The sequence below is a fragment of the Priestia aryabhattai B8W22 genome (assembly GCF_000956595.1).
Lineage (GTDB): Bacteria > Bacillota > Bacilli > Bacillales > Bacillaceae_H > Priestia > Priestia aryabhattai.
In genome coordinates, this window is the sequence record NZ_JYOO01000003.1 from 167700 (window position 1) to 180452 (window position 12753).

At 39.1% G+C, this 12753-nt stretch carries 12 protein-coding genes and 1 riboswitch; of the genes, 2 read left to right on the forward strand and 10 right to left on the reverse strand.

The window, feature by feature from the left end; translation table 11 throughout:
* Positions 1-27 precede the first annotated feature (27 nt).
* The 3 genes from N178_RS03530 to N178_RS03540 form a co-directional block, all read right to left on the reverse strand.
* Positions 28-1362, reverse strand: a complete 1335-nt coding sequence (locus tag N178_RS03530; protein WP_045290503.1) for a sodium-dependent transporter — start codon at positions 1360-1362, stop codon at positions 28-30.
* Between the two features lie 176 nt (positions 1363-1538).
* Positions 1539-1721, reverse strand: a complete 183-nt coding sequence (locus tag N178_RS03535) for a hypothetical protein (RefSeq protein ID WP_013056847.1) — start codon at positions 1719-1721, stop codon at positions 1539-1541.
* 301 nt (positions 1722-2022) lie between these two features.
* A complete protein-coding gene (locus N178_RS03540; protein WP_045290505.1) occupies positions 2023-2769 on the reverse strand; it encodes a TspO/MBR family protein in 747 nt (248 codons plus the stop codon).
* 226 nt (positions 2770-2995) lie between these two features.
* A riboswitch (TPP riboswitch) is annotated at positions 2996-3094 on the forward strand.
* 95 nt (positions 3095-3189) lie between these two features.
* Between N178_RS03540 and tenA the strand changes: the two genes are divergently transcribed.
* Positions 3190-3879 carry a thiaminase II gene (tenA, locus tag N178_RS03545; RefSeq protein WP_045290507.1) on the forward strand — a complete coding sequence of 230 codons (690 nt, stop codon included), beginning with the start codon at positions 3190-3192 and terminating at the stop codon, positions 3877-3879.
* Positions 3880-3906: 27 nt separating this feature from the next.
* On the opposite strand, the gene N178_RS03550 is transcribed toward tenA, so the two are convergent.
* From N178_RS03550 to N178_RS03560, 3 genes are read right to left on the reverse strand one after another with little or no spacing between them, the layout of a single operon-like run.
* On the reverse strand, positions 3907-5307 hold the full coding sequence (locus N178_RS03550) for an aldehyde dehydrogenase (RefSeq protein WP_045290509.1): 1401 nt from the start codon (positions 5305-5307) through the stop codon (positions 3907-3909).
* Positions 5308-5320: 13 nt separating this feature from the next.
* Positions 5321-5623 carry an ArsR/SmtB family transcription factor gene (locus N178_RS03555; protein ID WP_033578848.1) on the reverse strand — a complete coding sequence of 101 codons (303 nt, stop codon included), beginning with the start codon at positions 5621-5623 and terminating at the stop codon, positions 5321-5323.
* A 12-nt stretch (positions 5624-5635) separates the two neighbouring features.
* Positions 5636-6415 carry an SDR family NAD(P)-dependent oxidoreductase gene (locus N178_RS03560; RefSeq protein ID WP_045290511.1) on the reverse strand — a complete coding sequence of 260 codons (780 nt, stop codon included), beginning with the start codon at positions 6413-6415 and terminating at the stop codon, positions 5636-5638.
* A gap of 307 nt (positions 6416-6722) precedes the next feature.
* Here N178_RS03560 and N178_RS03565 point away from each other — a divergent pair, with 307 nt between their 5' ends.
* Complete coding sequence (locus tag N178_RS03565; protein WP_045290513.1) at positions 6723-7955, forward strand: helix-turn-helix domain-containing protein; 1233 nt, start codon at positions 6723-6725, stop codon at positions 7953-7955.
* Positions 7956-8026: 71 nt separating this feature from the next.
* Here N178_RS03565 and N178_RS03570 read toward each other — a convergent pair whose 3' ends face one another.
* The 4 genes from N178_RS03570 to N178_RS03585 all read right to left on the reverse strand — a co-directional run bounded on the left by N178_RS03570 (position 8027) and on the right by N178_RS03585 (position 12623).
* On the reverse strand, positions 8027-9514 hold the full coding sequence (locus tag N178_RS03570; protein WP_045290515.1) for an FAD-dependent oxidoreductase: 1488 nt from the start codon (positions 9512-9514) through the stop codon (positions 8027-8029).
* Positions 9515-9630: 116 nt separating this feature from the next.
* Positions 9631-10221 (reverse strand): superoxide dismutase family protein, encoded by a 591-nt coding sequence (locus N178_RS03575; RefSeq protein WP_045290517.1) that lies wholly within the window; start codon positions 10219-10221, stop codon positions 9631-9633.
* Between the two features lie 417 nt (positions 10222-10638).
* Positions 10639-11124: a YusW family protein gene (locus tag N178_RS03580; protein ID WP_045290519.1), complete on the reverse strand. Its 486-nt coding sequence runs from the start codon at positions 11122-11124 to the stop codon at positions 10639-10641.
* 116 nt (positions 11125-11240) lie between these two features.
* Entirely contained in the window at positions 11241-12623 is a 1383-nt protein-coding gene (locus N178_RS03585) for an aspartate kinase (RefSeq protein WP_045290521.1), read from the reverse strand.
* Positions 12624-12753: the final 130 nt, after the last annotated feature.

Here is a 12753-nt window from a genome sequence, read left to right on the forward strand (position 1 = left end):
AAAAAAGCACTCAGAGGAGTGCTTTTTTTAATATGCAACAAGTAAGCTTAATAGAACAGCTATAATAATAATCGGCAATACGTATTTAACTAGAAAGAACCATGCGTTAAATAATTTAGCACCTTTTGTGCTTCCTGAAATAAACTCTTCGTACACAGCTTCTTTTTTCATTTTAAATGTCACAAAAATCGCAATGGCTAAACTCCCAAGAGGCAGCATTAAGTTGCTCACAAAAAAGTCAGCTACGTCAAATATACTTCTGCCAAAAAGTGAGACATGTTTTAATACACCAAACGAAAGCGCTGATGGGATACCTACTACAAACACAAGAATCCCTGATAGAGAAGCGTAGCGAGTTCGTTTTGTCTGATCGTCTTTGGTTAAAGCAGCTACGATAATTTCCAGCAGTGAAAAAGCAGACGTAAGCGTAGCAAATAGAAATAAAATTAAAAACAGTGCTAAAAAGACGGTGCCAAACGGCATTTTCTCAAATACTGTTGGCAAGACAACAAACAAAAGTCCAGGTCCTTCGGTTGGCTTTAATCCGAATGAAAAAACAGCTGGAAAAATAGCCAAGCCCGCCAGCAGCGAAACAAACAAGTTCAAAATAGCAATGGTGCCTGCAGAACGCGGCAAGCTTACTTTTTTCCCTAAATAAGAGCTATATGTCACCATGCAGGATAATCCCACGCAAAGCGAGAAAAACGACTGACCGAGCGCATAGAGAACAGATGACCCTGTAATGGCTGAAAAATCCGGTTTTAAAAAGAATTTCACCCCCTCCATAGCTCCGTCCAATGTTAAAGAGCGAACCACGATAATGATAAAACAGATAAATAACAGCGGCATCATGTATTTATTAGCACGCTCTATTCCTTTTTGTACGCCTTTTGAAATAACAAACACTGTAATTAATAAAAACAGCGCCTGTGCACCTAATACCACGTAAGGTTGGCTAATGACGGCATTGAACAACGGGCCGTACTCTTTTCCGCTTAGCATACCGGTTACGCTCATAATCGTATATAAAATCACCCAGCCGCCAACGACGCTGTAAAAGGAAAGTAAAATGACACAGCTTAGTACTCCAAGCCGGCCAATCCATACCCAAGCGGACTTTGGGGCAATTGCCTTATAAGCACTAATCGCTTCTTTTCCCGTATGTCTTCCAATGATAAATTCTGCCAACAGAAGCGGCAATCCAATAAAAATTGTAAATAAAATAAACAACGCAAAAAATGCTCCACCGCCACTGGTTCCCGTTACGTATGGAAATTTCCATATCGCTCCTAGACCAATTGCTGCCCCAGCAGATGCTAAAATAAAACCGAGGCGTGAAGACCACTGATTTCCTTTACTCATATAATGTTACTCTCTCCTCTTCTAAACTCAAAACTCACCTGATTAGTACTGTACCATAAATGCAGAAGAAAATCATTCCCGTTTTACTTTTTTCTATAAAACGATATCTATATAGAATAGAAAAAATGAAGAAGCAGCTGCTTCTTCATTTTAGGTTTGATGTTTCTATTCAGACATTATTCTCTGTACGATGATTCGTCTCCGCGGTAGGCTTCTTGATTTGATATTTCTTCAATATGCATATGCCCTTCTCTCTCTAAACGAAGAACCGTACGCTCTGCATCTTCATAGCTCTCGCATGTCACTTGTTTATATTCCATATCATCTTTATCCGTGTAAGCAACTAAATATGTTTCCATTTTAACTCCTCCTATATAACCTATATGTAACGTATTTTGCCTTTTTCGTTTATTTCTAAACATATAGGCTCCAAACATAATGCCTAGCATAGTATAATAGCGGAACTTCAATTTAAAAAGTTGAATTTTTCATTATGCACCGATGCAACATGGAGGTTACGCTTATGACATTTATTTTATCATTCGTACCAATTGTTGTTCCTTTTGGTATTTTAATTATCTTAATTGCTTTTACAGCTGCTTTTTTACAATCAAAAGAGCATCATAAAAAGCTCTAGCTTACAAAAGCTAGAGCTTCTTTTTAAAAACGTCTATAGCGTTTAATCAATCCCACAATAATGGCAATTGCTAATAAAACAACTGAAATGATGACAGTAATGACAATTAGCTGATTTCCACTTTGCTTCACTGCAATGGCAATATAAGCCCAAATAAAAACAAGCGGATAAACAGCGTCTCGGTTTTTTAATGTAAACACAATGCCCAGCGCAGCTCCTACCAGCAGCATAATAATCGTCCATGCTAACTCGTTTAAGCCAAGCAAGTGCTGTATTCCATTTGCTTGAAATACAACAAACACATTGACAATAGTCGCAACAGAAATCCATCCAAGATACAGAGAAATCGGCAGACGCATAAACCATGTCGTCATTCGAGAATGCTGAATAATGGAATACACAATCATTAATGTGCCTAGAATAAAGAGCATAACTAAAAGAGATAACTTATAGTAATCGTTTTGGAAAATAAAGATCCACGCACTATTTAACAAACAGTTTAGAGAAAACCAAATGCCGATACGTGCATATATTTCCTTTTGATCTTCTCTTGCAAAAAATTGGCGTATAACCCAAATGGTTAATAATAAATAAATAACGCCCCAGATAGCAAAGGCATAACCCGCTGGTGTAAACAACGTAGGAACTTGCGCAGAAGCTTCTCCCGTTGTTTTGCCTCCTATTGGAATAGCATTTGCTAAATAATTCACAAGCAGTGTAATAGCCAAGCCTACTGTATTTAATACAGCATACAAACGAAATTTCGCCATTTTGTTCTCTCCTTTCTTCTATTTATATGGGAATGTTTCGGAGACGAAAACGGCTCTTCCCTTCATTAATACCTCTTCTTCCCTAAAAATATGCATTTTTAAACAAAAATGATTAAAAATAGCTTCAAGATGCTACCTCTTTAAGAGATAAAAACCGTTAGGGAACAATTTTCCATAACGCTTTCTATTTTTCAGAATATATGGTAAGTTAAACATAGACTAATAGGAAGTCCACTAGGGGTGCCGACCGGCTGAGACAAGTTTTCTTGATCCCTTTGAACCTGATCTGGCTCATACCAGCGTAGGAAAGTGGCAATGTTCAGTTTTGTACTGTCCTTTGCCACTCCGTTTACAAACGGAGTGTTTTTTATTTCCTTTATGTGCTTGTTTGTGACTTCCTCATATTAAAGGAGGATTTTGATGTCATTTTCGTCTCACTTAAGACAAGAAGCAAATTATATTTACGAAGCAATTTTTAACCATCCTTTTATTACAGGAATTGCTGAAGGAAACGTGCCAAAAGAAGCGCTTATTCACTACGTTTCTCAAGATTACGAATACTTAACAGCATTTGTACGCATTTACGGCGCTGCTTTAACAAAATGCCGCACGCGTACCGAAATGGAAGCCTTTAATGCCGGCATTTCTACGGTATTACATAGTGAAGTACACCCTCACAATAATTTTTGTGAAGTAGCAGGCGTACGCTATGAAGACCTTCACACTGAGGCTCTTTCACCAACGGCCAGCCACTACATTAACCATATGACAAGCGTTGCGCATACAGGCAGCTTAGCGGAAATCATTGCCGTGCTTCTTCCATGTCCATGGACGTACGTTGAAATTGGCCAGCGGATTACAGAACAAGTAAATCCATCTCCTTCTCATCCTTTTTATGAATGGATTCAGTTTTATAATAATGAAGAAATGAATAGCACAACACAATGGTTTTGTAACAAGCTTGATGAACTTGCCGAACAAGCTACTGAAGAAGAACGTAATCGTATGAAAGATCACTTCATCAAAAGCTGTGAACTGGAGTATTTATTTTGGGAAATGGCGTATACGCAGGAAAAATGGCCGCTTTCTCAGCTTTCACTTTCAAAATAACGAAAAAGCCTCCTATCAGGAGGCTTTTTATTTCAATAATTTTTTGATCATTTTCAGGTTTTGTTTCTCCGAAGGATAGCGGAATGACAAATCAAACTTGGTTGTTTGAGACAACATGCTTTTAAAATGAGAAAATGTCTGAAAGCTGTCTTTTCCATGATATTGACCCGTACCGCTTTCTCCTACTCCGCCAAAGGGTAAATATGGCGTAGCGATATGCATAAGTGTATCATTTATGCAGCCTCCTCCAAATGAAAGACGCTCCGTTATGACGTTTTGTACATCTTCACTTTCTGTAAACAAGTAAAGAGCGAGCGGCTTAGCTTTTTCTTGAACTTTATGAATAACTTCGTCTAGCGTTTCGTATTCAATCATAGGAAGAATAGGCCCAAAAATTTCTTCTTGCATAACATCTGATGTCCAGCTTACTTCACTTAACACCGTAGGTTCTATTGTGAGCGTGCTTTTATTGTACCCGCCTCCAACTATAGCGTTTCCGTCTTTTAAAAACTCAATTAGCCGAGTAAAATGGCGCTCACTGACAATACGGCCGTAGCGGTCGCTTTCAAGCGGATTACTACCGTAAAATTGAGAAATTGCTTCGCGAAGTTTTTTCACCAGCTGCGCTTTTACCTTTTTATGCACGAGCAAATAATCAGGAGCAACACACGTTTGGCCTGCATTCATTCCTTTGCCAAACATAATTCGCTTCGCTGCAAGATCTAGGTTTGCATCTTCATGTACAATGCACGGACTTTTCCCTCCTAGCTCAAGCGTGACGGGAATAAGCTGCTTCCCTGCTTCTTGCATAATAATTTTCCCTACATTTACACTTCCCGTAAAAAAAATATAATCAAGCGGCTGTTTTAAAAGCAGGCTTGTGGTTTCTACAGCTCCTTCAATCACCGTCACAAATGCTGGATCAAAAGCCTCAGCTAGTAATTCTTGTATAACGCGAGATACGCTAGGCGTTAATTCAGAAGGCTTAATAATAGCCGTGTTCCCAGCGGCAATCGCTCCTACTAAAGGAGATAGCGCTAATTGAAACGGATAGTTCCACGGAGCAATAATTAACGCGACTCCATACGGTTCAGGAACAATTTTCCCTTTAGAGCCCACATGTGTTAAAGCGGTTTTTACTTTTTTAGGCTTCATCCATTTTGCTAAATGTTTAAGCGTAAACCGAATTTCCTCTAGTAAAATCCCAATTTCCGACGTGTAGGCCTCTACTTCAGATTTATTTAAATCTTGTTTTAAAGCATCCATAATTCTCTGTTCATTTTGTTTGACTACGTCTCTGAGCTTATTCAGCGCTTGAATGCGACTGTTGATACTCTTTGTCTTTTGCGCATAGAAATACTGCTTTTGTGTAGAGACAATATGCTCAATGACCGTTTCATCTGTGATATAGAATTGCTCGTGGTTCATTCCTTTCATCTCCCTATAAACATTCGGCTTCAACTGTAGCAAGCAAGCTTTTTAATAGCTCAACTGCCTCGTTTAAAGCTAATGAATAATATCTCTGCGTTCCTTTTTGCTCAATTTGCACAAGCTTTTGATCGCGTAAAATTTTCAAATGATGAGAAATTGCCGGTCGTGATAGAGTAGACTCGTTTGCAATTTCATTAACGGTTAAAGGCTCTTTTTCCGCGAGCAGCAAAATAATATCTTGTCTTGCTGAATCACTTAGAGCCTGAAAAATAGGAATGCTGGCACGAAATAACTCCACTGCTTTTTCACTCATAAATATTCTCCTTTATTTAATTTCTTGTGTTCTGCGGACAACGGATGAAAGCCACTTTCTTGGTACAAAGCGTGGGATGAACGTAGCAAGACGAAAATGTACGCCTGGTATGATAACCGTCTGCCCTTTCATAAATTTTTTATAGCCAACTTTAACAACTTCTTCTACATCCATTGCACCGCTTTGAAAAAGCTTGGAGTTGCTTAGCTGGGCTCGGTCGCTAAAACCAGTTTTAGTTGGACCCGGGCATAGAGCGCTTACCGTTACATTGGTACCTTTTAATTCATTTTCAAGAGCCTCTGTGAAAGATAATACGTACGCTTTTGTTGCGTAATATACCGTCATAAGCGGACCCGGCATAAATGCAGCAACGGACGCAATGTTTAAAATTTTCCCGTAATTTCTTTTGACCATATCGGGTAAAAATAATTTTGTTAAATGAGTTAATGATCGGATATTTAAGTCAATCATGTTTAACTCTTCGTCTAAAGCTGTTTCAACAAATTTACCGTATAGCCCAAAACCTGCATTGTTCACTAAATAATCAACGTGCATTTCTTTATTTTTAAGTTCTTCATACAGTGACTGTATCTCTTCTTCTCTTGATAAATCCTTTACAACCGTTATCACTTCAATATTGTAAGTAGATTTTAAATTTTCTCGAATAGCTCTTAGTTTATCAGCGCTTCTGGCAACTAAAATTAAAGAATGGCCATCCTTTGCAAATCGATAAGCTAACTCTTTACCTATTCCTCCCGACGCACCGGTGATGAGCGCATAATGCTGTGACATAGTGTTCACTCCTTATGTTTATATGTTCAAGAACTTAAACATTTAAACTTATCTTATAGGATTCATTTTTTCCCGTCAACTGTTTTCTATACTCTCTTGCCCTTCTCTATTTTAATTTTTTCCATTCGCGCATTTCTGTACATTTTTTTACAAAATATGCGTTTTCTTTACATAGAAGGCTAATGTCGTCTAGTTTTGACAACCTTTGTCACCTAGCAGGAAAACAAGTGAAGATATGGTGAATACAACATACAACAAATAATCCATTACATAGTTGGATGAAAATAGATAAGGGAGGAAATGAAAAATGATGGAGACATATACAATTAAAAAAGTAAGTGATCAATTAGAGGTAGAAAAGAAAACGTTAAAACAATGGGAAAAATTATTGGGCAGCTATTTAACAATTGAACGAGTAGATGGGGCCCGTGTCTATACAGAGGAACAAATTGAATTATTTAATGATATTAAACAGCTGTTTGATGAACAATGTACGTTAGATGAAGTGAAAGAATATGTTCAGCTGCTGATAAAGGAACAAGAAGAGCAGGAACATTTAGTGATGGAATCAGAGGCAGCGGTTTCAAAAGAAGAAGAACCAGCAAAGTTGAAAACTGCTAAAAAAGAAAACGTCATTGATTTCCAAGAACACTCCAATAAACAAATGAAGCAAGAAAAGAAAAAAGCTGCTGAAAAGCAGGAAAGCGTTTCAGAGAATAAGCAAGAGAAGACCCCTCCTATACCTGAAGCGCGATTAGCTACTGAAGAAGAAAAGCAGGCTATTTCGGCTTCTATTGAAGAACAAAAGCCAAACGACCTTGTCGTGAATGAAAAAGAGCTGCTTCAAGGGGAACTAGTAGAAGCTGTTCGCCGCTATGAAGATGTGTTTGAAGTACTTGATACGTTTAAAGCTGATTTGTTAAAAGAAATGCGAGAAGGAATGCGAAATGAAGTTCGGGAAGAAATTGTCGGAGAAGTAAAAAAAGAGCTTGAAAAAAGTGCTACTCAAACTGTAGAAATGGTGGAATCGGTCGGGGCATATATCTCTGAGTCTTCAGAACGCAGCGCAAGAGATGTAGAAAATATGTCTAAAAAAATTATCCGTTCTAACGAAAAATCGTTTGATGAGGTCACTTCTTTGATTGAAGATTATTCAACAATTGCGGAAGAAAAAACAGAGGATATGCGCCTGTTCATGAAAGATGTCATGGAGAATGCGGATGAATCCTCTAAAGAAATGCAGTATTTATTAGACCGATTCTCAAGCAATTCTACCGTTGCGATGAATCAAGTAAAATTTATGGTTGAAAAATTAAACAATTCTTCAACTAATACGACAGAAGAGCTTCGTGATCTAATTGATTCGATGAATGAAGAACGAGTCTATTATTTGAAAGAAATGGAGAAAGAACGTAAGCTTCATCGTCAAAGCGTAGCTGAACGCGAAGAAATGTTTAGTGATTTTGTCCAAACCTTTAGACAAACCGCCGCTGCTGATATGAAGCGAAAACGGAAGTGGTGGAAGCTGTTTCTCTCCTGAAAACACCGGCCCTATGGTAATAGGGCCGGTGTTTTTTGATGGTAACACTAGTAGTTTGTCTGTACGAAACGTTAAGGTAACCTATGCTGACGAGACGTTATACTTTGAAAAACATGATAGCCGCTTACCGATACGCCTATAGTTCCCGCTCCCGGAAACACTGTATCTCCGCACAGCCACAGCCCTTGTAAGCCAGATCGATGCGAAATGCTGTTGAACAAAGCATGATCTAACGTTTGCGGAAAGCCTCCCACTCCGCCGTTTGGGCGAGAAGTGAACCTTTCCCATGCTTTAGGAGCTCCTGAAATTTGATGCTCTGCTTCTTCAATGTTAGGAATGATGGTTTTAATTCCTGCCATCATTTTTTTCTCAAGAACTTGTTTTTGAACATCATAGGCTTCTTTGTTACGCCACTTGCTAAGCTCAATGTGAGTAGACGCTGTAATTGTACGCTTGCCTTGAGGCGCGCGAAAACGATCGTCAGGATGAGACACGGAGATAAATAAATGATTTCCTTCCGTCATCTCGCCTTGTTCGGATTGAAGCACTTGCTGAAACAACTCTACCTTCTGCGGCAAATCTCCTTCATCAATCGCAACATACATCGAAAACGTTCCCCACTGCGGAAGCTCGCTTTTTTCTTTGATCCGCTTATGGATATGTTGGTAATCTTCATCATGCAGTAAAGACTTTAAGCTTTGAATTGGCGCGTTGCATACAACGTCTGAAGCACTGTAGCGGTTACCTCTATGATCATGCACTATCCACTCGTCGTTATCACGCTCTATCTTTACTGCTTTCCTTCCTAGAATCGTTTTTCCTCCGTTGGCTTTAATCGATTTTTGCAGGGCTTCTGCGACTTTGTATAAGCCACCCTTCACGTAGAAAGCTCCTTCGTGATAAATATCCAACGCTAGACATCCGATAAGCATTGAACAGTTCTCACTCGTTGTCTGCATGCTGTCTATTAATTGACCATCAACAAAATGAAGAAAGTCCGTTTCGTCTAGTAAGCTGTGTTTTTTTAGTAAATGACTAAACGATCGATGAAAATAAGGTAATAACTTCACAGACCCAAGATTTAACGAACTTACCAGCCGACTCCACTCACCGACTGTCAGAGGAGGAAGAACCGGCAGCGGCCGCATGAGCTTGCGAATTTCTTTTGCAACTCTAAAAATACTTTCATAGAAGCTCCTAATATTCTTCGCTTTATGAGGAAATTGTTTTTGAAGATAGGAAATATGCTGATGCCGGTCTTGATAATAAATCAGTGTACGATGAGGAAGATGAACTTTCATGATTTTCTCAAGAGAAATCTTTTCAATTTCTAGGCCAAGGTACGTGCTGATTCGCTCATGTATCCCTCCGCGCTCAAAGCCCATTCCAAGCGTCGCTCCAACAGGAAATGTATAAAGATGGCGCTGGAATTTCCCGGCACAGCCTCCCCACTCTCGAGAAGCTTCTAAAACCGTCACTTCATAGCCATGCTTAGCTAAAAGCGCTCCGGCTGTTAACCCACCTATTCCTCCGCCTATTACAACAACTTGCTTATGCATATTTTCACCTTCTTTAGCTCTTTCTTCTATTGTGCAAAAAAAAGAAGCTCACCGCAATTTAGAAGCGGCTCGTTACTGAAATAAAAAAGCCGTGAATGATCTCACAGCTTTTTGGCTTATTTTGTAACCACTCCACAAATAATTCGATCTCCTGAGTTTCCTGAAGGGTCCGTTGTGTAATCGTCGACTTTGTCATGTATCACTAATGCCGACCCATCCATATCCAAAAGAGAATTCGGCTTTCCTTCTTGCAGCGTGACGAGAGAAGCAAAAATTTCGGTATCTACTTTTCCATTTGGCGCAACTTCTAGGTTGGGCAAGTCACCGGCATGCGGGCCTTTTGTATTTTTAAAGCCGTGTTCACGTTTAAAAGGATTAAAATGGGCCCCTGCTGTTTTAAAATCCGGCACCTCACATTTTCCTATTTCATGAATATGAAATCCATGTCTCCCGGGTGAAAGACCTTGAGCAGTTAATTTAATTTGCACACCGTTCTTTGCTTCTGTCAGCGTAGCCTCTCCTACTTTTTTGCCTGATGTATTCGTTAAATTCACTTTAACAGGTTCTACCGATACTTCGCTTGTTTCTTTCGCTTCCTCTGCTTCCAAATGGTTTTCATGAGCGTTATTTTGCTCTTTTACCATACTGCATGCTCCCAGCATTAATAAGATAAAGACCACGCATCCGTTCATTATCCACTTTTGCATCCGTGATTCCTCCTTTTGCTTATTTATCACCATCCTTTCACTATTCTCCTTTTTTTAGACATAAAAAAAGAGGATGGGACAAAAGTATTTTAGTCGAAGGAAAATCTGAACAAGTTGGATTTTTCACGGTGATGATGAATGTAGGTTTCATCTAGATAGGTGCTTCTAGCTGTTGATTGGAGGGCAAGACGAAGACTCCTGCGGGAAAAGCGGAATAGATGAGACCCCGCAGGAGCATAAGCGACAAGAAGACTCAGCGGCCGCCCGCTGAAAGCGAAGTCTTGCAGGGAATTCAACAGCGGTGTCACAAGCGATTCATACTAGCTCATTGATCCTCTTTGTTCGCCTTTAGATTCGATTGATGTAGTTATGTCTCAACCTCTCTCGTGTTTCCACTTTTTTCTTCACTTTAACGTCTTACTTTTGTTTAAAGTTGTATTCTTTTTCCGTTCCGTTTGAAAAACGAACTTCTAATTCAAAAGACTGAAAATCTTTTTTTAGATCAAACGCATCGATTACTTCCTTTTTCACATCTTCATCGGGCGTGCGCTGATCAAAATTTAACTTTTTAAATTTTGAAGATAATTTATTAAAAGCTTTGTCTCCGTTCAAGTGCTCATCGTTAATATTATCATCCACTTTGGCTTCTATCTCATCATTTTCATTTTCATAGTCGGCTTCATAATCATTGTTGAGCCCCTTATAGTCTACTTCTAAATCAAATTTTAAAAAGTTAAAAGATGTGTTTTCACTTTGATTGTCATAGCTCATCGGCGTTCCGCCATTTGTCACGCCTTGTTTATTTTGAGCTTCTCTTGCCGGTGCTGCATCATCATTGTGGCATGCTGAAAGTACGCTAATACCTATAAGGGAAAAGAATATGAAAAAGGGTCGTTTCTTCACTGTGTTTCCTCCTTTTAGTTCACTCTTCCTTCCTTTTATGTCCACAAATTTGATTTTTATACGCCTTCACTAGAAAACCCCGCTCTCTAAAAAGAAAGCGGGATTTTTCGTCTTGTTTATTTTACATTAGAATAAGAAATACTGTACATGCTGTTAAAATACGTATTGTAAAGAGCTTGAACAGCACGGTCTAAAGCGGCTGCTTTCACACCAAACATCATGCTCACCTCAGAAGATCCTTGATTGATCATTTCAAGATTCACTTCAGCACGAGCAAAAGCGTCTGTCGCTTTTGCAGCAATCCCTACTGTGCTATTCATTCCCTCTCCTACTACCATAACCATAGCAAGATCACGCTCAATAAAGATTTCATCTACTTCAAGTTCTTTTTCAATTCGAGCAAATACACGCTTTTCCACATCTGGCGTAAGCTGATGCTCGCGCATGATGACAGAGATATTATCAATTCCTGAAGGAGTATGTTCGTAGGAAATACCTTCATCTTCTAAAATTTCAAGCAATCTTCTGCCAAAACCAATTTCACGGTTTAATAAGTATTTGCTCACATGAATATTGCAAAAACCTTTGTCCCCAGCGATTCCGACCACCGGCGTATCGCCGTGAGGACGCTCAGCTACAATAAATGTACCCTTTGCTTCAGGATTATTTGTATTCTTTACACATACAGGAATGCCTAGTTTATAAACCGGCTCTAGCGCTTCATCATGGAAGACAGAAAAACCTGCATAGGATAGTTCACGCATTTCTCTGTATGTGACTTCTTTCATTTCATGAGGCTTTTCCACAAGTCTTGGATCTACGCTATAAATAGCATCTACGTCGGTAAAGTTTTCATACAAATCAGCTTTTACTCCCGCTGCTACAATCGAGCCTGTGATATCTGACCCACCGCGCGAGAACGTAACCATGTTCCCTTCTTCAGAGTAGCCAAAGAATCCTGGAATCACCAAAATGCCCGAACGCTCTCTTAGCTGAGGTAGTTTTTCATAAGACAGTGGAAGCACTCTTGCTCTTCCGGGTTCATCAGAAACAAAAATACCTGCTTCTTTTGGATTTACATAATGAGCTTCAAACCCTAAATGGTTTAAATAAGCAGCCATTACCTTTGCGTTATTATCTTCTCCGCTTGCTTTTAGACAGTCTAATAAGCGAAACGGATCGTTTTTATGTAAATCAATAAGTGATTGTAAATTCGTAATAATGTCCGTAATAATCGTTTCTGGCATAGACAAGTCCACAACAATTTCACGATAGCGATCAATTACTTGCCCAAACTCATCGACGTAATCTTCTCCAAGCTGTATTTTGGCAGAAAGTGCGATTAGCAAATCTGTCATTTTTGTATCTTCTCCGTATCGCTTGCCCGGAGCTGATACAACTACCAGCTTTCTCTCTTTATCAGACGTTACAATATGCGCAACCTGTTTAAATTTCTCTGCGCTTGCAACTGAACTCCCGCCAAACTTCGCAACCTTCATGTTTGAGACACTTCCTTACTTTGTTTTTAATATTCGATTATTGTATCATATTTTATCAAGTAGAAAAGCTTATCTATCTAACTTTTCTAAAAATTAAAGGAATACTACCGTAATTGTACTCTCATAAAGA

Excerpts from the sequence above, each read along its gene's own strand:
- N178_RS03535 (WP_013056847.1), bottom strand. The coding sequence starts at position 1,721 with ATGGAAACATATTTAGTTGCTTACACGGATAAAGATGATATGGAATAT.
- N178_RS03575 (WP_045290517.1), bottom strand. The coding sequence starts at position 10,221 with ATGCAAAAGTGGATAATGAACGGATGCGTGGTCTTTATCTTATTAATG.
- N178_RS03565 (WP_045290513.1), top strand. The coding sequence starts at position 6,723 with ATGATGGAGACATATACAATTAAAAAAGTAAGTGATCAATTAGAGGTA.
- N178_RS03555 (WP_033578848.1), bottom strand. The coding sequence starts at position 5,623 with ATGAGTGAAAAAGCAGTGGAGTTATTTCGTGCCAGCATTCCTATTTTT.
- N178_RS03560 (WP_045290511.1), bottom strand. The coding sequence starts at position 6,415 with ATGTCACAGCATTATGCGCTCATCACCGGTGCGTCGGGAGGAATAGGT.
- N178_RS03570 (WP_045290515.1), bottom strand. The coding sequence starts at position 9,514 with ATGCATAAGCAAGTTGTTGTAATAGGCGGAGGAATAGGTGGGTTAACA.
- tenA (WP_045290507.1), top strand. The coding sequence starts at position 3,190 with ATGTCATTTTCGTCTCACTTAAGACAAGAAGCAAATTATATTTACGAA.
- N178_RS03585 (WP_045290521.1), bottom strand. The coding sequence starts at position 12,623 with ATGAAGGTTGCGAAGTTTGGCGGGAGTTCAGTTGCAAGCGCAGAGAAA.
- N178_RS03530 (WP_045290503.1), bottom strand. The coding sequence starts at position 1,362 with ATGAGTAAAGGAAATCAGTGGTCTTCACGCCTCGGTTTTATTTTAGCA.
- N178_RS03540 (WP_045290505.1), bottom strand. The coding sequence starts at position 2,769 with ATGGCGAAATTTCGTTTGTATGCTGTATTAAATACAGTAGGCTTGGCT.
- N178_RS03550 (WP_045290509.1), bottom strand. The coding sequence starts at position 5,307 with ATGAACCACGAGCAATTCTATATCACAGATGAAACGGTCATTGAGCAT.